This window comes from Mycobacterium sp. TH-M82 (genome assembly GCF_057473605.1).
This window is the reverse complement of the sequence record NZ_JBYCKY010000563.1, coordinates 1-21,408: the sequence shown is the minus strand read 5'-3', so window position 1 is coordinate 21,408 and position 21,408 is coordinate 1. Positions and strand designations below refer to the sequence as shown.

18 protein-coding genes, 1 tRNA gene and 1 pseudogene are annotated in these 21,408 nt (G+C 63.7%); 9 read left to right on the top strand and 11 right to left on the bottom strand.

Features of this window, described 5'->3' with window-relative positions:
• Positions 1–131 (top strand): annotated as a pseudogene (locus AC2VON_RS17020) (IS256 family transposase); the annotation flags it as partial.
• A gap of 1,011 nt (positions 132–1,142) precedes the next feature.
• Positions 1,143–2,915 carry a hypothetical protein gene (locus AC2VON_RS17015; RefSeq protein ID WP_486954000.1) on the top strand — a complete coding sequence of 591 codons (1,773 nt, stop codon included), beginning with the start codon at positions 1,143–1,145 and terminating at the stop codon, positions 2,913–2,915.
• 588 nt (positions 2,916–3,503) lie between these two features.
• Here AC2VON_RS17015 and AC2VON_RS17010 read toward each other — a convergent pair.
• The gene (locus AC2VON_RS17010; RefSeq protein WP_486953999.1) at positions 3,504–3,932 is read right to left on the bottom strand and encodes a hypothetical protein; all 429 of its coding nucleotides are present in this window, start codon (positions 3,930–3,932) and stop codon (positions 3,504–3,506) included.
• Positions 3,933–4,884: 952 nt separating this feature from the next.
• On the opposite strand from AC2VON_RS17010, the gene AC2VON_RS17005 reads away from it, so the two are divergent.
• The gene (locus AC2VON_RS17005; protein WP_486953998.1) at positions 4,885–5,346 is read left to right on the top strand and encodes a hypothetical protein; all 462 of its coding nucleotides are present in this window, start codon (positions 4,885–4,887) and stop codon (positions 5,344–5,346) included.
• A gap of 183 nt (positions 5,347–5,529) precedes the next feature.
• Here the strand turns inward: AC2VON_RS17005 and AC2VON_RS17000 are convergent, their stop codons facing one another.
• The 3 genes from AC2VON_RS17000 to AC2VON_RS16990 form a co-directional block, all read right to left on the bottom strand.
• On the bottom strand, positions 5,530–5,727 hold the full coding sequence (locus AC2VON_RS17000; protein ID WP_486953997.1) for a helix-turn-helix transcriptional regulator: 198 nt from the start codon (positions 5,725–5,727) through the stop codon (positions 5,530–5,532).
• 170 nt (positions 5,728–5,897) lie between these two features.
• Positions 5,898–6,782 (bottom strand): nucleotidyl transferase AbiEii/AbiGii toxin family protein, encoded by an 885-nt coding sequence (locus AC2VON_RS16995; RefSeq protein ID WP_486953996.1) that lies wholly within the window; start codon positions 6,780–6,782, stop codon positions 5,898–5,900.
• A 2-nt stretch (positions 6,783–6,784) separates the two neighbouring features.
• A complete protein-coding gene (locus AC2VON_RS16990; RefSeq protein WP_486954001.1) occupies positions 6,785–7,672 on the bottom strand; it encodes a type IV toxin-antitoxin system AbiEi family antitoxin in 888 nt (295 codons plus the stop codon).
• A gap of 247 nt (positions 7,673–7,919) precedes the next feature.
• On the opposite strand from AC2VON_RS16990, the gene AC2VON_RS16985 reads away from it, so the two are divergent.
• Positions 7,920–9,137, top strand: coding sequence for a tyrosine-type recombinase/integrase (locus AC2VON_RS16985; protein WP_486953995.1), 1,218 nt, complete (start codon positions 7,920–7,922; stop codon positions 9,135–9,137).
• 15 nt (positions 9,138–9,152) lie between these two features.
• Positions 9,153–9,226 (top strand) — tRNA-Leu (locus tag AC2VON_RS16980).
• A 143-nt stretch (positions 9,227–9,369) separates the two neighbouring features.
• Here AC2VON_RS16980 and AC2VON_RS16975 read toward each other — a convergent pair.
• Positions 9,370–9,660 carry a type II toxin-antitoxin system VapC family toxin gene (locus AC2VON_RS16975; RefSeq protein WP_486953994.1) on the bottom strand — a complete coding sequence of 97 codons (291 nt, stop codon included), beginning with the start codon at positions 9,658–9,660 and terminating at the stop codon, positions 9,370–9,372.
• Positions 9,657–9,905: an AbrB/MazE/SpoVT family DNA-binding domain-containing protein gene (locus AC2VON_RS16970; protein ID WP_486953993.1), complete on the bottom strand. Its 249-nt coding sequence runs from the start codon at positions 9,903–9,905 to the stop codon at positions 9,657–9,659. Before AC2VON_RS16970 ends, AC2VON_RS16975 begins: the two co-directional genes overlap by 4 nt.
• A gap of 500 nt (positions 9,906–10,405) precedes the next feature.
• Here AC2VON_RS16970 and AC2VON_RS16965 point away from each other — a divergent pair, with 500 nt between their 5' ends.
• Positions 10,406–11,581, top strand: coding sequence for a YncE family protein (locus AC2VON_RS16965; protein ID WP_486953992.1), 1,176 nt, complete (start codon positions 10,406–10,408; stop codon positions 11,579–11,581).
• 105 nt (positions 11,582–11,686) lie between these two features.
• On the opposite strand, the gene AC2VON_RS16960 is transcribed toward AC2VON_RS16965, so the two are convergent.
• Complete coding sequence (locus tag AC2VON_RS16960; protein WP_486953991.1) at positions 11,687–13,063, bottom strand: PPE family protein; 1,377 nt, start codon at positions 13,061–13,063, stop codon at positions 11,687–11,689.
• Between the two features lie 328 nt (positions 13,064–13,391).
• Here AC2VON_RS16960 and AC2VON_RS16955 point away from each other — a divergent pair, with 328 nt between their 5' ends.
• Complete coding sequence (locus AC2VON_RS16955) at positions 13,392–14,180, top strand: response regulator transcription factor (protein WP_486953990.1); 789 nt, start codon at positions 13,392–13,394, stop codon at positions 14,178–14,180.
• On the top strand, positions 14,177–15,697 hold the full coding sequence (locus tag AC2VON_RS16950) for a sensor histidine kinase (RefSeq protein WP_486953989.1): 1,521 nt from the start codon (positions 14,177–14,179) through the stop codon (positions 15,695–15,697). Before AC2VON_RS16955 ends, AC2VON_RS16950 begins: the two co-directional genes overlap by 4 nt.
• 6 nt (positions 15,698–15,703) lie before the next feature.
• Here the strand turns inward: AC2VON_RS16950 and AC2VON_RS16945 are convergent, their stop codons facing one another.
• The 4 genes from AC2VON_RS16945 to AC2VON_RS16930 all read right to left on the bottom strand — a co-directional run bounded on the left by AC2VON_RS16945 (position 15,704) and on the right by AC2VON_RS16930 (position 20,991).
• Entirely contained in the window at positions 15,704–18,160 is a 2,457-nt protein-coding gene (locus AC2VON_RS16945; RefSeq protein ID WP_486953988.1) for a [protein-PII] uridylyltransferase, read from the bottom strand.
• 36 nt (positions 18,161–18,196) lie between these two features.
• Entirely contained in the window at positions 18,197–18,478 is a 282-nt protein-coding gene (locus AC2VON_RS16940; protein WP_486953987.1) for a P-II family nitrogen regulator, read from the bottom strand.
• The gene (locus AC2VON_RS16935) at positions 18,387–19,916 is read right to left on the bottom strand and encodes an ammonium transporter (RefSeq protein WP_486953986.1); all 1,530 of its coding nucleotides are present in this window, start codon (positions 19,914–19,916) and stop codon (positions 18,387–18,389) included. Before AC2VON_RS16935 ends, AC2VON_RS16940 begins: the two co-directional genes overlap by 92 nt.
• Before the next feature lie 205 nt (positions 19,917–20,121).
• Entirely contained in the window at positions 20,122–20,991 is an 870-nt protein-coding gene (locus AC2VON_RS16930) for a Bax inhibitor-1/YccA family protein (protein ID WP_486953985.1), read from the bottom strand.
• A 143-nt stretch (positions 20,992–21,134) separates the two neighbouring features.
• Here AC2VON_RS16930 and AC2VON_RS16925 point away from each other — a divergent pair.
• Positions 21,135–21,408: enoyl-CoA hydratase/isomerase family protein (locus AC2VON_RS16925; protein ID WP_486953984.1), on the top strand; the 274-nt coding region annotated here is incomplete at its 3' end.

The following is a 21,408-nucleotide window of genomic DNA, read 5'->3' as shown; positions in this document are numbered from 1 at the left end:
TCATCGAAGCCCACGACGAATGGCAGGTCACCCGCCGCTACCTCTCCGATGTCTCCATGGACGAACTACGCACCGTCATCGCCACCAAACACGCCGCAGCAGCACTTGCCAAACAACACCAAACCACCTAGCGTTCACCATGACTCGTTGATCACTACGCGTGAACTACGCCAGATCCGAAGTCCACCAAACCACGGGACGCTATCGAAGAGCGAACCTACTACGGTATCTACTGCGGTATGTAGCGATGCAACTCGCACTACAGGCCCGTTCAGCGTTATCGCCGGGCACTCTTGCAACAGCGCCGTTTCCTCCTAGCATCAGATCAGGCCCCGGGATAGGCGAGGGGCTTCTGTTCTGCGCCAACCAGCGTCGGGACGTAGCTCGCCTCGGAATTCTTGGTGCTTGGCCGTCGCAAGCCGATGTTGATCTGTCAAGACAGGAGCCGGATGAACAGTGAAGAATCCGCACTCAGCGAAGCAACAGGATGGGGCGGAGATAACTCACTGTGGAACGGCCGCCGACGTCGCTTGCAGGCTGCAATAGCATGTGTTGACGAGCTATATGCAGACTTGTATAGGCGTGCGATTGACGCATTGAGTGAGCAAAAGTTGACCCCTGGGGCAGTAGTAGTCGCTGGTCATTGCATACGCAACCTCGTCAACGGGCTCCCTGATGCACTCGCGGATGTTGAGGCGGTCCCCGCGTACAGCGATCTCGCCGAGCCCGCCCGCCAGCTTGCCAGCGTCTGGACCGAACACCAGGACGTTCTTGGTTCTGCCGCAGTAGAGGACCCAGCTAGTAACGAAGAGGAATCGTCTTCCGACGGTCGAGCAACGGTCCCGAAGGTCGTCATTGTCGCCGCTCGCAAGGTTGTCGTAGCGAGCATCGCAGCCAGAGGAAATTCGAGGCGCCGTCATAGCGCCTTGGTGCTGGGGCGTGTAGAGGCGGGCCAGGACCCGACCGTAAAGCTATTCAGTGAAAGTGTAAGAGCTTTTGAAAAGGTGCGGCACCCCAGCGCGGCCGCAAAGTCGAAGTTAATGCGGACACTTTAGAAGGGCTCGAGAAAGCGTTGGAAACGATCGAGGCCGCTTTGGCGGGTAGGCTCGGCAGCTTCTTCCAGGTTGTCGAGGAGCTCATGGATGTCTTGGACGCCGCCAACAAGCGCGGAGAATCGAGCGCCGGTGACTAACAACGAAGTTGATCCTCTAGCTGGTTGGGCCGAGCCGGACGATGATCTCATCGATCGGGCTCTTTCGCGCATAGGTGATTGGCAGCATCGGCGGGTTTTCTTTGAACGACTCGACAATCCGCGATGGGTCTCAGCACTCGAAGCCCGACATTGCTTCGGCCCACCAAATGGACCATCAGCTGACTCGGCTGGAAGGGAATGGTGGCAACGTTGGCCTGAGGGCGCATACCTGGTTCGCATGGCGTCGTTGGTGCCGGACGAAGTCGCTCGAATTATGGCTCGAGTAGCTGACTCTCAGAACCCCTTTGTCCACGAACTTGTACTACGAGCCGCGTTGAAGCTGCCGCCCGAGCTCGCGAGAAATCTCGTGCGACCCATTGAGAGCTACCTAAGTCGCGGCACGATTTACAACGCAGAAGAAGTAGTTGAGCTAGCCGAGCAGCTTGCAGCCGCTGGTCTTCGACAACCAGCTGTTCGCATTCTGCAAGCGGCCTTTCGGCCGAGGTTGGCAGCGGACGCCGGACCGATTTCGTCGAGCCGCAGTGTCTCCGTCGGCATTAACACGTCCTGGTATGAGGAGCTGCTGCCGCGTACTGTTGTAGCACTCGACGCGGTTCTCGGCGAAGAAGTTCTTAAAACACTATTGGGATGGCTTGATGCTTTTCAGCGAGCTTCCAGCGGCTTCGATCCGGCTTCGGGCTCTGACACAAGTTTTATTTGGCGCCCGTCAATCGCTGATCATCCGCAGAACAAAGGTAATGCCGAGGTTGGGGATTCGCTTGTTGAGGCGGTCCGCGATCGTGCTTTAGCGGACCTGCAGGGGGATCGTTCGGCCGCAGAAACTTTGGCCAATCTTGAACGGAACGCTCAGCCTCTCCCCACTCGGATAGGCTTGCATATTCTGGCACTTGAGGCGGAGGGCCGCAACGATGTGCTCCAAGCGGGCTATGAACGGCTAATTGATCCACGGTTTCTCGAACTCGAGTACGGCCATGAATATGCTGAGCTCGCGCGGCACCTCCTCCCGCTTCTATCTGCGGAGCAGACCGAGGTTTGGGAATCTGTGATCCTGAGCGGTCCATACCGCACACGAGAAGAATTATTAGATCGACTAGAGCGCTTCGCGGATCCTGATCAAGACGTGGAAGAGGCTATCGACAGGTACCGAGAGCAATGGCAACTAAATGTGCTGAGTGCCATAGGGATTGACGCTCTGCCCAGTAAGAGTAGATCACGGTTTACGGAACTTGCAGAACGGCACGGTGTTCCTGAGCATCTCGAGTTTCCACTTTATATGGAATCCGGTTTCAGCTCCGGCACTCCAATGTCCGCGGATGAACTTAGAGCCATGACTCTTGACGAGATCCGAGACTTCCTCATGACCTGGATTCCTAGCGGGTTGGAGCGGTTTGAAGCCTCGAAGATCGGACTATCTAGAGCGTTCTCCGCGGTTGTGGCTGAGAGCCCTATGGAATTCTCCGTGGCCGCAGAGGACTTCACGGGACACGATCCCACGTACTTCCGCGCGCTTCTCGATGGGTTGAAACAAGCGGTGACAGCAGGAATGCAAATCGATTGGGCGCCGGTTCTGGCGGCGTCAGCAACCGTAGCTTCCAACGCCGACGATGGCTCTGAAGTCGATGACCGGCTAGAAGAGGATGTCGTGTGGCGGTACGCCCAACGTGCGGTCGCTGAACTAGTCGAGCGTGGATCAATCTCTTAGGAAGACAACGAGATCCCCGAAACTCTGCTTGCAGCAGCTTTGGCCGCAGTGGCGCCGCTTGTGGATCATCCAGACCCCACCCCGGCCTACGAGGTTAAGTTCGGTGGCCAAAACATGGACCCGCTGACGCTGTCACTCAATACCACTAGGCCTGCTGCCATCCGAGCGGTAGTGAAGGTCGCGCGAAAGGCCAAATTGCTCGCAGATCAAAACGCCCTATCACAACGCTCCGATGATGTCATACCTAGAGCGCTTGAACTTCTAAGTGGGCGGCTGCGCCCCATGCGAGATGAAAGCCTAAGTGTTGCTGCAGTTTTCGGTGAGCTGCTCCGCTTGCTAGTCTGGATTGATCCAGGCTGGTTAGCTGCACATGTCAGTTCCCTCCTTACCGAGGATTCGTATGGCGAAGTCGTGCTGTCTACCGCTCTGGCCACCTCGACTCCATCGAGACAACTTCTAGATGTCGTCGAGGTCGGGGCGCGCGCGCTCATTGATAGCGCAGGAAAGGGAGAAGTCGCAGAAGCAGGTTGGAGAACTGACCGATCCCCCGCGGAGATGCTCGGTGATCATCTAGTCCAGCTACGGGTCCTAGGCGTTCTTCGCGCCGACCATCGTTTGCTTACGCACTTCTTTGAAGTAGCCCCAGTAGCGGTCCGTGCCCGTGTACTCGGTCATCTTGGATGGCAGTTGATGAGGTCTGGCGATGTACCGGAGGCCGTGTTTGAGCGAGCAGCCGCCCTCTGGGATAACAGGGCGGAAGCCGTCGAGCGCAAAGAATCGACTGTCGATGAACTCGTGGAGTTCTATTGGTGGGCGCGGGCAGATACGTTTCCTCGTGCGTGGTGGTTGCCGCGTCTGCAACAGGCAGCAAGGTCGGCAGCATTTAATGCTGGGGGAATGCTGGGTGAAGCGTTGGAAGGCGCTGCATCGGAGTATCCCGGCCGCGTCGTAGCGGTCCTTGAAAGCCTCTTGGTCGGCAGCGACGAATCGCTCGCCCGCCATGATTTGGTTCAGCACGCGCCCGGGATTATTGCTGCCGCTCTGGACAGCGGAGATTCGGACGCTCTAGCGGCTGCAGAAAGAGTCATGGATTCGCTTGGACGTTTGGGACACATCCAGATACCCGAGCTTGTTCGCGCAAGACGATCGCCGCAGCTGGGCAACAACTCAGGGCAGTAGTCACGATGAGCACATGTCTCTGTCCTATATCGACTTGCCCTAAATGGACGCGCCACAGTCCGCAGCTGGTCGGTTCACATCGATCTCGGTAAGAGGTCTTGGTCGGTCGCCGTCCTCGCAATCCTCGCGAGTGTCACCGTGCTGCCTAGCCTTATTGTTGCTGGGTTCGAATTTCGTCCGGCGATAAGTGACCAACTTCGGCCCGGAATGCAAGAGGTGTGTGGATCTGGGCGTGGAGCACGAATGGCGCAGCGTGTCGACTGAGGAATTGCACGGAAGCGCGGTCGGCAGGGGCCTGGTAAGTCGAGTCAGTTGGACCGCGGGGCGTGGCAGCGCGGAGCCAACTCAGAAGTCGTCAGAGTGAATGTGGCTGTGGTGGTGGACTGACTCGCCACCGCTTCTTACGTTGCGGAGATGAACTCGAATGCGAAGCTCCTGGCCCGACGTCGAGCGCGTGAGGCTCAAGCGATGGCGAACGAGAAGAGGTACCGCCGGGACTGAGCCAATGCCGACGATGCGGCAACGATCCGGGCGATGCTGCACCGAGTTGGTGCGATCGATGGGTGGGAACGCTAGCGACTCGACCAGGCCGCGGCGCACGTGCGCGCTGACGCGATCAACAGGAGGGCGCGCTACTTCGCCGATATGCAAGCGGCCGTCGATCGGATGAGGGTACGCGGGCAGACGTTAGTCGGCGATCGCCACACTCGTCGAAGTCGACGTCCACGAGATTCGAGTCGCGTTACGTAGGGGTCGCACTGGGGACGATGCGGAACGTGGCTCAGTGGCCATGCCCGACGGAGTTCCGACTACCGACACCGCTGATCGATGCGCCAACAGCCGTGACGGCGCCGGCAACTACGACCCGACGCGGTGTATCCGCTGCGATGCGGTGATGCTTGACGCCGACGACGGGCCTCGGCGCGGACGCCGCCGCTTGTACTGTTCGGCTAAATGCCGACGGGATGCCTCGGCGGCGCATACTGCCGCAGAGCGTTACGGGTCACCCATTCGCGTCGTCGAGGTGCCGAGAGCCGGTTCGCCTGCGGGGTGTGCTGAGAACGCGGTGCCGCCGACCCCTGCGGCTGTCACGCCGCTCGACGCCCCAGCCTTGACCCTTCGCAACGACGAGGCACTGCAAGGTCTGCTCGCCCAGCTGACCGAGCAGGAGCGGCTAAAGAAGCTCGACCGTGCGGCGTTGACGGCGGCGAGGGAACTCGCCAAAGCTGTTCACCCACACCGAAGCTGGTAATGCGATCGTAGCGTCACCTACGACGTCGGTGTCTCGGCCGGCGGATCGCGGGTTGTGATCGTCGGCCGGCGGGGCTGCAACCCGTCATGCTCCCGTCGGCACGGCCCAGGCCATGGGTGGTTGCATTGGCGGTTCGAGCGAAAGACCTCGGCTAGGCCCCGGGGTCTTTCTTGTTGCGGGGCATCACGCGGCGTCGCCGCCCCCGCGTCGGGTTGCGTTCTCGCGCTCTGTGATCCAACGCAACACCTCGTCGCGCCGGTACACGACGCGGCGTCCCAGGGTGAAGCGAGCCGGCCTGATGTCCCAATGGCGCCGGTACCGCAGAGTTCCAACGGGGACGCCGATCATCTCCGAGACCTGTTTTTCGCCTAGCAGTTCCATGTGTCCTCCCGAATCGGGCTGGTCATCCAATGGATCCAACAGTGATGGCGGTGTTCGTGTTTTGTCCACCACCACAGCCCGATTCGTGCCGAACTGCTCTCATCTAGTCGATTCAGCCGCATCCAGCCTCAAGCGTGGCGGCGGAACGGCGACGATCGCCAGCAAGGTGGTCAGGACGGCAGCGTCGCCAGCGCGTTCTCCACTTCGCGGCGGTGTCGTTCGTCGCAGGCGGCCCACCGCTGCTCGTCGGTGTCGAGGTCGGTGAGAAACGCAAATCGCGTCCGAACGCGAGCTTCCCAGGTAGCCACCTCGACCGGACGGGTCAGCACACCGATCGAGTCGGGCTGGAAGTCCCGCTCGCTGCGGGCGTCGAGGACGTCTTCAATGTGCAGTGGCCGGGTGCCGCGACGGTCATCGACGACGTCACCCCACACCTTGAGCACCCACAGCCGCCGCACGAGCGGTTCGTCGATGGTCCGCGAGGCGAAGTGGTTCAGGTCGTACAGGTCCCGTGCCAGCGCAACGCGGCGGTACCGCGCGAGTTTCTCTGCGCACGCTTCGGCTTCTGCCACGACCGGCAATGTCGGCAGTTCAAAACCGTAAGCCTTATGGATCGGCAACTGAATGAATGCGAGCGGCTCAGACGGCAACGCCAACGGCCGTCGTGCGAACTCGACGCTGGCGGCGATCCGGGGCTCGCCCAGATCGGTATGCCGCGACCGCAGCTGCCAGTGCCGGCCGTCGCCTCGTGTGCTTTGCACGCCGAACTCGAAGCCGCCGACACGGGCGCCGTCGATCAGCTTGCACACCTCCAGGACGACCTCATCGTGGGGCGCGCTGAAGTCCAGATCAGTGGAGAACCGCCCGGCGTTGCCCAGGCGGCACTTCCGCAAGCTGGTACCGCCTTTGAACACCAGGCGGTTATCGCCGAACTCCACGGTCTGGGACAGCAGGTACAGCAGGTGGTCCTGGGCGACGTCGAGCAAAGCGGCGTCGTATGCCTCGGCCCGGCCGAGAGCGTGGCGCGCGACGAGTGCGCGGGTGAGTTCGGCCACGGTCACGCCTTGCCGAGGACTCGCAGCAGCGGTGCGACGAGCTCGTCGACAAGCTGGTACTCCGGCGCCCAGACGCTCTCGCCGCGGTCGTGGCTGTGCGCGGTGGTGAATCGGGCCACCGGTATCGCTTCCGTTTGACGCTTGGCCAGCAGCGCCTGGCCTCGTGCCGGTTCACCGGCTGCGTCCACCAGGTAGCTTGCGCGCTGCCAGGCCGACGTCGGCCGGCCCGACAGAAGGCGCTCAAGGCGCTCGTCACTGCAGTCAGCGACGAGCTGGTCGAGGTGGGCGACAAGATCCGCCCACGGCCCAAACGAGGCCGGGCGCGTGGCGAGCTGCACGAGCAGTGCTTCCGGGCCGAATGCCGGCAGTTCGGTCGCCCACGCCACGATGTCGAGCCGCCGCCGCGCCAGCAACGCGGGACGCGGAGCCAGCAGTGCCGTGTCAGCCGCGTTCCACGGGATGCGCACGACGGACACATACGGCGCCAGGCCGTCCGGCAGCCGTTTGACAGGCGGCAGCCAGATCGGGATGCGGCCCTCGGGTCGGCGGTCCAGGTATCCGAGGTGCCACGCTGCCGATGCTCCAGCCAGCATGAAGCCTGCGTTCTGGTCGCGGGCCAGCCACGACCGCAGCGGTAGATACGGGTCAGAGACTGCGTCCTCCCCGGGGGGAATGAATGCCCACGTTCCTTTCACAGGCAGGTGGACCAGCCACCCCATTCGGCGCAGTTCGCGGATGGCGGAGTCGGGGTCGCGTTCACACCCGGCCAATGTAAGTCGTAGCGTCAGATCCTCCTTCGTGACGACCGCAGGCCGATCGCGCGCGAGGCCGGACACCACCTGTGATGCCCAAGTGGGGATGCGCCGATCGGCGCCAGCTGGGCTCGCCACCGCGCTTGAGTTCATACCGGAAACTATACCTTATCCGTACGCAACACGGAGTGAACTTAAGTAGGCGCTTGACTCGGGAACGGGTTTCAGACGGTGGCAGTATGAAACCCGTGTCTAACTCAAGCGCGGTGTTACAGGCTGACGACGGTGCGGTGCAACGGCGAGAGCACAAAGACGCGCTCAGCTGGCGACCGGAGCAAGTCTAAGCGGATGAACTGCCACGGATTGCTGCGGTACCGTCGATGACATGGCAACCAGGCATCAGCGAGCGGGGATTGACGATCGCTGGCATAAGCGAGTCAAAGGCCCGGACGGCAAGATGCGAACCGAGCGGTCTGCCGTATACGGCAAGGTATCGCGCTGGCGTGTCCGGTGGGTCGATGGCGGTGGAGAAGAGCGGACCAAAAGCTTTCAGCGCAAGCCTGATGCGCAGGTCTACCTCAACGGGCTGACTGCCGACCTGCAGCGCGGCGAATATGTCGATCCGCGGAAAAGTGTCGAAACCTTCGGATCAGTGGCCGAGCAGTGGTTCGCCACCAAACAGCATCGCAAGCCTAAGACGGTCGCGGGGTATCGCTCCTTGCTCGATACCATAGTCCTTCCCACCTGGGCAGACGTGTCGCTGAAACGGATTGATTACGAGTCATATTCGACCTGGTTGGGTGGTTTGTCAGTCGATGGCTCTCAGCGCGGAACTGGGTTGTCGGCAAGTCGGATCACCCAGGCGCACCAGCTGGTCGGAGCGGTCCTCAAGTACGCGCAACGCACCGGCAGAGTCGCGAAGAACGTTGCCCTTGAAATCAAGCGGGACCAGGATCTGCCCGAACAGACCGAGCGCGAGCGTCGCTACCTGACCCACGCCGAACTGCTGATGCTCGCCAGGGCCACGGGCCGGTTCGAAACGCTCACCTTCGTGCTCGGCTACTGCGGCATACGGTTCGGTGAGGCGGTTGCCCTGCGGCGCAAGCATGTAGGGGATCGAGTGCTGACCGTCAGATCGTCCGCTACGGCGGTGACCGGCAAGGGCATCGTTGAGTCGACGACCAAGACGAAACGGGATCGTCACGTGCCGGTGCCCGAACCTGTTTGGCGGCGGCTCCATTCCGAGTTGCCCACCGACCCGAACGCCTTGGTGTTCCCCGGCCGTAAAGGCGGATTTCTGCCTCTCGGTGAATACCGTTGGGCATTCGACAACGCGTGCGACGAGGTCGGGATCGAAGGGCTGGTACCGCACGGTCTGAGGCACACCACGGCGTCGCTGGCGATCAGCGCAGGCGCTAACGTCAAGGTCGTGCAACGGCTCCTCGGACACGCAACAGCGGCGATGACGCTCGACCGATACGGCCATCTCCTCAACGACGACTTGAGCGGGGTTGCCGATGCGCTGGGTAAGGCCATCGACAGTACTGCGGTATCATTGCGGTATTTGGAGCCGGGATCCGACTCAGAGCAGGCCATGAAATAGCGCTTGAGCTGCACAGCCCCTATAGCCCAATTGGCAGAGGCAGCGGACTTAAAATCCGTCCAGTCTGGGTTCGAGTCCCAGTGGGGGCACCGCTAACGCGCAGGTCAGGGCATGGTTGGACGAACGGGGCTAGCTAGCCCTCGGAGCCGGTCTCGGTGTCACCTCGAAACCCACCGACTGTTGGTTAGCTGACGGTGGACGTCGGCGTCCTGCGGATCGGACCGGCGGCGGTTCAATCCGTCCGATCGTATTGATGCGGTCGATGGACCGATCGACAGAGGCTATCTTTCGGGTCCACGCAGACCATGGAGCCGAATGCGATGAGCGATTTCATGGCTTCGGCAACTTGATCGCGGGGCGCTCGGTAGAAGGACTCCAACACGTACACCGTCTCGGCCACGATGAGGGCCGTCAGCAGTAACTCTTGCTCGGTCCCGAGGTAGTCAGTCGCGCGCGCCGCCATCTCAGGTGGGTCGCCGGTCAGATGACGGACAAGGATGTTGGTGTCAACGATCGCGGTCAATGGCGTTCTTCAGCGCGACCGGCCCGGCTACGGCGGATCACCTCATCCCACGCGACGTTGCGTCTCGCCGCTGGTACACGGACTGTTCCGGCAAGGGCGAGAAAGTCTGGCGTCCGGGCCAGCAACGCCCGACTGCCTTCCACCCGAAAAATAATCTCGTCGCCCTCCTTGAGGTCGAGCGCATCCCGCACTGCTTTCGGGACGGTCACCTGCCCCTTTGATGTCAGTTTCGCGGCCGCATCCATCTCAATTCCTTACCTGTCTGTTGAAGTAAGAAGCCGCAGCGCTACCTCTTTTGGCTGTGGGTTCCCGACCGACTTTCGAAGGTAATGATGTCGGCCGACGGATCCTGCTCGCTGAGATCTGTGCACGAACCGCCGACTGTGCACGACCAACGCCTGCACGAGCTTGACCCAAACGTGATTTGCATCGCTTTGCGACGCGAACCGCTAGGAGAGGCTCATTTTTATGAGGCCCTCACGCTCCAGGGCACGAGTTTGCCACTGTTGTGATCTACAGTGTTCACGGATAATAGCCTCGTTTGCGATATAGACCGATAAACCGTGTGTGCGGTGCGGCGTGAGCTCCGACTGAAATTCTTCCGCGACTACGTCACAATCGTCGAGGAAAATTATTTCTCGTTCGAATCCACCGCTAAACTCGTCGGGACGCGCCAGTTCCGGGCACCGCAATCAAACGGCTCCAGGCCATGCTGCTATCCGGCAATCGGGAGGGATCGACGACGATGGCAAAAGTTGTTACCGCTGCGAGCGACGGCAACGAAGCGGTATGCGCGCTCAGTCATCGGTTTCTCGCACCATCGTTCGCCGACGCCGACCCGGACACGATTGCCATGTCGCCCGCGAAGCGCGGCGCGCCATCCGCCGTGGTCGACACCGGGGCGTGTGGTGTCGTGGTCGGCACCGTCGGCACCGTCGCTGTCAACCGCGGGCCCATCGGCGGCATCGCTGTCAGCGCCGACGGCCGCCGCCTGATGGTGACCAATTACGGCGACGACAGCGTTTCGGTGATCGACACCGACACCTGCGCAGTCGTGCACACCGTCTTTGCCGTGGGTGAGCCGTTCGCGATCGCCACCGACACGGGCGGTGGCGGCAATCAGAACGGCCGCGCATACGTGGGCACGGTATCGGCGGCGTCCGATGCGGTGATGGCGATCGACATGGACACCGCTGACGTCGCCGCGGCCTACCCGGTCGCCTTCAGCATCAGCGACCTGGCGGTCGACCCGACCGGACAGCGCATCTACGTCGCGCGCACCGCGGTGTCCGGTGTCGACGTGACAGTGATCGACGCCGCGCAGGGCCCGATCGACGCGGTCGATTTGTCCACCGCGCCCGGGGTCACCACGACGTGTGTACGCATCGGCCCGGACGGTCGGCGACTGTACGTGGCCGTCCGGCGGCCCGGCGGCGATGTCGTGGCGGTGATGGACCCGGACCTGAAGCTGGTCGACACCATCGAGGTTGGCTCAACCATCCGCGATGTCGCGGTCCACCCGGACGGCGGCACCGTTTTCATCGCGCGCTGCGATCCGGTCCTTGGCGGGGTGGCGGACATCGTCGATACCCACGCCACCAACGCGATCACCGGCCGGTTCGAGGTCGGTGACCCGCTGACCCAGCTGACGGTGAGCGGTGACGGTGAGCGTGTCTACCTGGTCACCGCCGCTGGCGTCGTCGTCATGTGTGCCCGGACGTATCGGTTCGTCGGCGTCATCGCCGTCGACTCGCCACCGTCTTGCGCAGTCGAAAGCCCGGACGGGAACCGCCTCTACATCGCTGACTATGAAGGCGCGGTCACAGCGGTGTCGGTTGCCTCGCGCCCGGCGTCGCTACCCGCCCCGGACCTGTTCGACGACAGCATCGCGACGCTGCTCGAACTCGCCCCGGCCGTGTAGCGTGGCGACGAGTTCGGCCCGCGTTGACGGTGCGCTCACCGGTCGCCCTACGGCGCAGCCGTGTGAAAGGACGGAATGGGCCAGGAACGCCGCTGATGGTCGCGACTACCCGATCATCGGTGAATGCGGAACGATGCTGGGGCGCAATGTGATCCGCTGGGCGATGCCGTCCACCTCACGGCCGGCAAAACTCACCAACGGCATCTTGGGCATGCTCGGGGCCGTGGTCGGCACCGCCGGGGTGGCGCTGGCGAGGTGAGCGGCCGGCAACGCCAGGGCACTGGCCGGAGTCATCGGCGCGGTCTCGACCGCCGCGGCCCAGGCCTCCGGCACCGACAGCGCGCCGCCGAGCGAGGCCGCCTGGCCGATGCTCGCGGAGGCGCCGGGACCACCGAGGCCACTCAGCGAGGCCAAGCCTCCTGCTCCGTCACCGAAGCCACCCGAGGCCGGCAATACGCCCAGCGCCCCCAATCCTCCGGCGGTTCCCTCCGACAACGTCGACACACCCGTGTAATCCAGGCCGAGGCCGAAGAAATCCATCCCGAGCCCGCCGACGTCCGCGGCGACTCCGCCCGCATCGGCGCCCACGCCGGTCCCCACGCCAAGGGCCACGCCGGTCGGTGACTCGAGAAGGGACGCCATCCCGCCCAGGCCGGCAGTGGCGCTTGTTCCCGCCGTGGCGGTTTTGACCGCACTCGCGGCATGCTTGGCCGGCAAACTACCCAGTGCACTGAGCGCATTCACCGGGGAATAGGCTGCTGACGCCATCGACGCCCCGTCTCCCACCATCATCGTTGACAGCCCGGGCGTGGATGACGTCGATGGCACCGGCTGCGCGAGCCCCTGCAGCATCCGAGGCACCGCCGACATCGAGGAGGCCATGGTGTGCGCATGGGTTCCCGCTGCCCTGCCAGAGACCTGCGCGATCGCCGCCGATTGCCCGGCCAGGCCTGCGGGGTTGGTGGTCTGCGGCGCCGGCGGGAACGGCGACAGCGTCGACGCGGCCGCCGAGCTGGCGGCGTAACCGTACATCGCCGCCGCATCCTGGGCCCACATCTGCGCGTAGTGCGCCTCGGTGGCCATGATCGCCAGCGTGTTCTGGCCGAGGACGTTGGTCGCAACCAGGGCGGCCAATTGAGCACGGTTGGCTGCGATCACCGGTGGCGGCACCGTCATTGCAAACGCTGTCTCGTAGGCGCTGGCCGCCGCCTTGGCCTGGATGGCCGCCTGTTCGGCCTGCGTGGCGGTCGCGCTCATCCACGCCACGTAGGGTGCGGCCGCGGCGTTCATCGACTCCGATGCCGGGCCCTGCCACGGTCCGCCGACGAGCCCGGAGATCGCCGATTGGTACGAGCTTGCTGTGGAATCCAGTTCCGCGGCCAGCACGTCCCAGGCCGTCGCCGCAGCCAGTACCGAACCGGTCCCGGGCCCGGCATACATTCGCGCCGAATTGATTTCCGGCGGTAACGCTCCAAAGTCCATCGTTCTCCGTTTCTTGTGTTAGCGGCGACCATTCGGCCGTCGGAGCCGGCAGGAGCGGGAAGGATTTCCCGATTGGCCATCATCAAACGCCCGAAAGTTATTGACTTCCGATAAACTTCAGGTGAACAGCCAGTGGGAGATAGACCTCACAGATCAACACCCATGCAGCACAGTATTTTTCGTGAGCACAGCTATATCAAGCATGTCGCTGGCATACATAGAAAACGCATATCTGCCGTACTACGACGGGCGCGGCGGACTGCCGAAACATTTGAGAACGGTATGAACCCCGTGACAACCCCGCGTGGCTGAGGGACAATCTACGAGCATGGCGGCACTGACGGGTTACGCGCGTGAACAGCGTCCGCGCCAGGCCATCCTCGGGCAACTGCCCCGTATCACTCGCGGCGACGGATCGCCGATCCGGGTTTTGTTGGTCGACGACGAGCCGGCACTGACCAACCTGGTCGAAATGGCACTGCACTACGAGGGCTGGCAGGTCGCTGTCGCCCACAACGGCTGCGAGGCCGTCGCCACATTCGACAAGGTCGGCCCGGACGTGCTGGTGCTCGACATCTTGCTGCCCGATATCGACGGGTTGCAGATCCTGCAGCGGGTCCGAGCCTGTGAGGCCTATACCCCTACGTTGTTTCTCACCGCGCGTGACTCGGTGCTGGACCGGGTCACCGGCTTGACCGCGGGTGCCGACGACTACATGACCAAGCCGTTCAGCCTCGAAGAACTGGTCGCCCGGTTGCGCGGGCTGCTTCGCCGCTGGAATCAGCCGGTGCCGCCGGGCGACGAGGTGCTCACCGCCGGTGACCTCACGCTCGACGGCGCCAGCCGGGACGTCACCCGCGGTGGACAGCCAATCTCGCTGACGTCCACCGAGTTTGAACTGCTGCGCTTTCTGATGCGCAATACGCGCCGGGCGCTGACCCGCACGGAGATCCTCGACCGGGTCTGGAACTATGACTTTGCCGGGCGCACCAGCATCGTCGACCTGTACATCTCGTATCTGCGCAAGAAGATCGACCCGATCGGCCCGGCCGATCGTAACGGCTCAATGATCCACACCGTACGCGGTATTGGATACATGCTGCGACCACCGGAATGACCTCGGACCGAACCAGGCGGTGGTGGCGACCTCGATCATTACGGCGGCAGCTGGTATTGGGCGTGTCCGCCGTCGTGTGCGTGGTGTTGGTGGCAGTCGGTGTGGTCTCGGTGCTGAGCCTACGTGCCTATGTCACGACGATGAACGACGCGGAAGTCGCCGAATCGCTCGACGCATTGACCTACTCCTACACCAGGTACCGCAGCGGAGAAGGGGCGCATGCCGGCTCGCCGCTCGGGCAGGCGATGTTGGGATTCACCGGGCAGAACGCGGGAAACGTCATCGCGGTGCTCCGTGACGGCAACGTGATCGGCTCGGCGGTCTTCTTCGAGGACGACCCGCGCCCCGCCGGGCCCGACGTCATTGCAGCTATCGACGCACAACCCTGGCATGACGGCCCGCCGCGGACCGTGACACTGGGCAGCCTGGGATCATTTCGGGTGGGAAGCCAAAGTGCCGGTGGCGCTGGCCGCCTGGTCGTCGGAGTGGCGCTAGACCTTGCCAATCGGACAATCGCCCGGCGAACCCTCACCTCCACCGTGTTTTTAGTAGCTGCACTGCTGGTCACGGCAGGACTCACCGTCTTGGTGGTCGGTTATGCGCTGCGTCCGCTGCGCCGCGTGGCTGCAACTGCCGCGGAGGTGGCCGGCATGCCGCTGGTCGGCGAAGATCACCGGATCACCACCCGGGTGCGGCCCGACGACACCGACCCGGACAACGAAGTCGGGATCGTCGGACACACGCTGAATCGCTTGCTGGACAACGTCGACAGCGCATTGGCTCACCGCGCGGAATCCGACCGCAGGATGCGGCAGTTCATCACCGATGCCAGCCACGAGCTGCGCACCCCGCTGGCGGCGATCCAGGGTTATGCCGAACTCACCCGCCAGGACAGCTCGGCGCTGCCGCCGACCACCGAGTACGCCCTGGCCCGCATCGAGTCCGAAGCACAGCGGATGGCCGAGCTGGTCGACGAATTGCTGTTGCTGTCGCGGCTGGGCGAAGGTGAGGACCTGCAGGCCGACGACGTCGATTTGGCTGACGTCGTCATCAACGCGGTGAACGACGCGGCGGTGGCGGCGCCGGCACACCGCTGGGTCACCGACCTGCCCGACGAGCCGGTGTGGGTTCGCGGGGACCGCGACCGGCTGCACCAACTGGTTTCCAACCTGCTGCGCAACGCGCACGTCCACACCCCTGCGGGGGTCACGGTGACGACGGCGATCGCGCGTTACCAGCCCGACGGCGGCACCCCCGCCGCGGAGTTGACGGTGGCCGACGACGGACCCGGCATCGATACGGACCTGTTGGAGCACCTGTTCGAGCGGTTCGTGCGCGGGGACAAGTCCCGCTCCGATGAGACCGGCAACGGGCTGGGTCTGCCGATCGTCGCCTCGATCGCCAAGGCGCACGACGGCACGGTCACCGCCGAGTCCGGCAACGGCCACACTGTGTTTCGGGTGCGTCTCCCGATGATCGCGCGGCCCATTGGCGCGAGCAGTCGTGAAAGCCGTTGAATTTCTTCAACGGTAGACTACCGCGACATCCACGGGCGCACCTAACACCGCCGACAGGTGTTGCTCCACCACAGCCCGTGCGGCTTCGCGCTCCGGCAACACCACGCAGAACACGTTGTTCACCATCGAACCCAGCGTCGTCACCTTAGCCCAGACGATATCGGCTCCGGCGCGCTCCAGCGCGCCGGTGAGCAATGTGAGCAGGCCTGCGCGGTCGGTTGCGCGGATTTCGATGACCAGCCGGCCCGGCGTGCCGTTGAACCACAGGATGCGGGGCGGGGCGGTCGAATCATGAACGGGTACACCGGTAGGTATCTCTCCGATGGGAGTGGGCTGCTCGCCACGTTCTCGGTTTTTGCGCTGCTCAAGCGTGCCCAAGACGTCGACGTCGCCGTCAAGCGCGCGGATGAACTGCTCACGCAACAGTTCGGCGCCAACGGGGGAACCGAAGTGTGGTGACACCACAAATTCGTCGATCGCCGCGCCTTCGTGGATGTTCACCGAAGCCGAATGCACACGAAGCGAATTCAGCGCAAGCACGCCGGCTGCTTTCGACAACAGGCCGCGCTGGTCCGGGGCGACCATCACCACGTGATAGCTGCGCCGGCTGGCACCGGGGCGCAGCTCCACGTACACCTCGCTGCCGGCTGCCAGCGACAGGTACGTGGGATCAAGCGGTTCGGCCTGCGGTAACGGCTCACCGGCCATCGCCAAGCGGCACCGCCTAACCAGGTCGCCGACCAACGATGCCTTCCAGTCGCTCCACACCCCCGGGCCGGTGGCCAGTGCGTCGGCTTCGGTGAGCGCATGCAACACGTCGAGGAGTACCGGATCTCCGCCCAACGCCCCGCAGACGGCGGAAATGGTCTGCGGATCGTTCATGTCGTGGCGCGTGGCGATCTTCGACAACAACAGGTGGTGTTTGACCAGCTTCGAAAGCATCTCGACGTCGGAGGGCCACATCCCCAGTCGGGTGCCGATCCGGGTGGCCAATTGAGCCCCGAGCACGCTGTGGTCGCCATCGCGTCCTTTACCTATGTCGTGCAGCAGCGCAGACAGGATCAGCAGGTCGGGTCGTGCTACCCGGGTGGTGAAAATTTTCGCTCGTGCGGCGGTCTCGGCCAAATGACGATCCACGGTCCAGATATGGAGTACGTCGCGGGGCGGCAGATCGCGGACTGCGCTCCATTCGGGGAGAAGCCGACCCCACAACCCGGTACGGTCGAGCGCTTCGATTGTCGCCACCGTCGCCGGGCCGGCGGCCAGCAGAACCAGAAGGTTGTCCAGCGCCTCGTGCGGCCACGGGGTACGCAGCTCCGGCGCGGTATCGGCCAGACGGCTCAGCGTGGCCGCCGCAATAGGCAACCCGGTGAGGGCCGATGCCGCCGCCACCCGCAACACCAAAGCGGGGTCGCTTTGCGGTCGGGCGTCGCGGGCCAGCACGATCTCTCCGGCGTACTCGACGACCCCCTCGTCCAAAGGTCGACGCAACCGCCGCCTTATTGCCGACATCCCGCGCCGCGGTATTGCGTTGGCCGCGGTCCGCAACCCGGTGTCGGCAAGGTAGCTGATGGTGCGGCCCGCATCCGACAACGTTCGCGCCAGGTCGTATCTGTCGCCGACGTGCAGGGTGGCGCTGATCTCGTCGGCGTACTGGGCCAGTAGCCGATCATGCCCGCGGCCGGAGGCCCGGTGCAGTTCGGTGCGGACGTTGAGCAGGGTGAGGTGAGCGCCGCTCAGCGAACCCATCGGGTTGTCCGGCCGGCGGACGGTGAAGCGGTCGGCGAGCTGGGCGATGGCCAGTGCGTCGAGCAGCTGGACATCGCGCAGGCCGCCACGGCCCAATTTCAGGTCGGGCTCGGCGCAGTGCGCGATCTCGCCGCTGCGGCGCCAGCGGGCATGCGTAGATTCGACGAGTTCGCCGAAGAGGGACTGGATTCCGCTCCGCCACTGCCGCCGCACCCCCTCGACCAGCCGGGCCGAGAGCTGCGCGTCGCCGGCGATGTGGCGCGCGTCCAGCATGGCCAGCCTCGCGGACACATCCGCACCCGCCACCGCCAGCGTCTCCGCGACCGTGCGTACGCTGTGGTCAAGACGGATATTGGCGTCCCACAGCGGATACCACAGCTGGTCCGCGACGTTCTGGACGATCTCGGCAGGCAAGTCGTCGTGCAACAACTGCAGGTCCAGGTCGGAGTGAGGCAGCAGCTCGCGGCGGCCCAGCGAACCAGTCGCGACGATCGCAAAACCGCTGCCGGCGGTGATGCCGATCTGCGTTGCCTTCGAGGCCAGCCAGAATTCATGAAGCTCCCGCCACATGTCGCGCAGCGCGCCCGAATCCAGTTGATCCGGCGGGTTGGCGAGCAGTTTTTCCCGGGCGGCGGCTAAATCGCTTGCCGGGACGCCGGTTCCGTCGGCCGCCAGCTGAGACGGCCCACGTGGATCAGCTCGCCGCTGTTTCATCCTCGTCCAGATTCGATCAGGCTCTCCCGACGGATCTCATATCGCGTCGGCTCCGCGTTCGCCGGTGCGTACCCGCACCACTGTTTCCACCGGGCTGACCCACACTTTGCCGTCGCCGATCTTGCCGGTTCGTGCGGCTCGCACGATGCTATCGACAACGTTGTCGGCGTCGACGTCGTCGACCAGTACCTCGATGCGCATTTTCGGCACGAAATCGACCGAGTATTCAGCACCCCGGTAAACCTCCGTGTGACCCTTCTGGCGCCCGTAACCCTGAACTTCGCTGACTGTCATCCCCAGAACTCCCGTCTGCTCCAAGCCGGCTTTGATGCCTTCCAGCGTGAACGGCTTGACGATCGCGGTAATCAGCTTCATGTCCTCTTCCCTCTTCAGCCGGATGTGCAAGAACCGAACTGCCGACAACTGCGAAGTCATACCCGCCTTCAGCATGCTGAGCTTCGTCGATGCCCGAGGCTTCATCCTCCGTGCCCAGGCGCAGCCCGATGGTGTGTTTCAGCACCAGGGCCAAAATAGCCGTCACGACAGCCGAATACACCAAAACACTGAAGGCGCCGACGGTCTGCCGGCCGAGCTGGCCAAGACCCCCGCCGTAGAAAAACCCGGGTGACACACCCGACACCCCGGCGATAGCAGTGGTCTCCGGCGCGGCAAGCAGACCCACCAGCAGAGTGCCCACCAGTCCGCCGACCAGGTGGACTCCGACCACGTCGAGCGAATCATCAAAGCCGAATCGGTATTTCAAACCGACCGCTAGCGCGCACATCACGCCCACCGACACGCCTATCACCAATGACCCCACGACGTTGACAGACGAGCACGACGGCGTGATGGCGACCAGCCCGGCCACGACGCCTGACGCTGCTCCCAGCGATGTCGCATGTCCGTCGCGGATGCGTTCGGTCAGCAGCCAGCCCAGCATCGCCGTGGCCGTCGCGGCCGTCGTGGTGACGAACGTCGACCCGGCGGCGCCGTTGGCGCTTGTGGCCGAACCGGCATTGAACCCATACCAGCCGAACCACAGCAGCCCGGCGCCGAGCATCACAAACGGCAGATTGTGCGGTCGCATCGGCGTTTCCGGCCAGCCGCTGCGCCTGCCGAGGACGATCGCCAACACCAGACCGGCCGTACCGGCGTTGATGTGGACCGCAGTGCCGCCCGCGAAATCGATGGCATGCAGTTTGTTGAGAATCCAACCGCCATGGGCCGACGTGGCGTTGTCCGCCGCGAAGACCCAGTGGGCGACCGGGAAGTAGACGACCGATGCCCACATCCCAGCGAACAACATCCAGCTGCCGAACTTCAAGCGGTCGGCCACCGCTCCCGATATCAGCGCAACGGTGATGATCGCAAACATCAGCTGAAAGGCCACGAAGACAGTTGCCGGCAGGCTACCCACCAAGGGGATCTCGACCCCCGGAGTCGAGCTGGCGGGGTCGGCCGCGACGGCATTGACACCGATGAGACCCTTCAGGCCCCAATATTCGGCCGGGTTGCCGGCGACGTTGCCGACGTCGTTGCCGAAGGCCAAGGAGTAGCCGTAGAGCATCCACAGCACTGTCACCACACCCATGGCGCTGATGCTCATCATGATCATGTTCAGCACGCCCTTGGCGCGGACCATCCCGCCGTAGAAAAACGCCAAGCCCGGCGTCATCAACAGCACCAGCGCGGAACTCACCAGCATCCAGGCGGTGTCGCCGGAGTCCGGCACTCCCATCATGGGGAAATGGCCCACTGCCCCTACCTCCTTCGGCAAGGCCGCGGCAAATTGCGACCAATGACCCCGTGGTAAAGACAATGCGCAGTGGTTGTTTCGAAATGTGACGCAGGCAGGTTTAGCCGGTGTTACATCATCCTCACAAGCGACTCTGCGTCCACCAGACAGTCTGCGTCCACCAGAAAGAAGTAAGCAGACGAAGAGTTAAGCAGAACGCGCTTGGTTAGTCGGACTGGAAGTAGCTGAGCAGGCGCAGGATCTCCAGGTACAGCCAGACCAGCGTCACGGTCAGCCCGAGGGCGATACCCCAGGCGGCCCTTTCCGGCGCCCCGGCACGGATCATCTGATCGGCCGCGTCGAAGTCGATCAGGAAACTGAACGCGGCGATACCGATGCACACCAGCGAGAAGATGATGGCTATTGCACTGCCGTCACGCAGGCCTAGGCCAGCACCGCCGTTGAGTCCGAATACCGACCCCAGCAGTAGGTTTCCGATCATCAACGCCAGCACGCCGAACAGCGCGGCCACCAACATCCGGGTGAACTTGGGGGTGACGCGTATCGCACCCGTCTTGTAGACGACGAGCATGCCGGCAAACACCCCCATCGTTCCCAGGATGGCCTGCCCGACGAGCATCCCGGCATTGCTGCTCGACACAGCGTAGGAGGCCAGCATGAACGAGACGGCACCGAGGAACATCCCCTCCAGCGCGGCGTAGCTGAGCACCAGCGCCTTGCTGTCCTGCCTGCGTGTGAAGACGGCCATCATGACCAGCGCCAAGCCACCGAACGCACCGATCAAGGTAAGCGGCCCAGCCAGTTCCTGATTGTTGGCGACCAGCAAGTAGGAGATCATGCCGACGAAGCTCAGCACCCCCAGCGTGATGCCGGTTTTGGTGACGACGTCGTCGATGGTCAGCGGCCGGCTCACCTCGGCCTGCTGGTACTGGCCCACGTAGGGTCCGGTGTGGTAACCATGGCTCATGGGCTGAGCGCTACCGGCTGCGTTAGTTCCAAAGCCGGTCCCGAACTGCGCGTATCCGCCACGCTGCTTCGGCAGCGAACGAAATACTGGGTTACTGGTCTCCCGCACCGTCGGATCCTCTCTTGCGGCCTGACTTCACTGTGGGAACAAATGTTCAACGAGCAACGGGCGGGGCGAGTTCCCTCGACCGTTACCGCCTAGACCTTACCCGCAGACCGGCGGTCACGGGTAGGGATCTAGATTGCGAAGGTGTGACAGGTGACGCCGAGGAGGTCCTGACCACCGTCGATGGTGGTATCGGCGTTCTGACCCTGAACCGGCCGAAAGCCATGAACGCGCTGACCCAGACCATGGTGGACGCGATGCGCGCGGTGCTGAGCGACTGGGAGCGCAACACCGCGGTAGGCGCTGTGGTCCTCACCGGCGCAGGGGAACGCGGGCTGTGCGCGGGTGGCGACGTGGTGGCGATCTACCACAGCGCGCGCGCCGGCGGGGCCGCCGCACGGCGGTTCTGGCACGACGAGT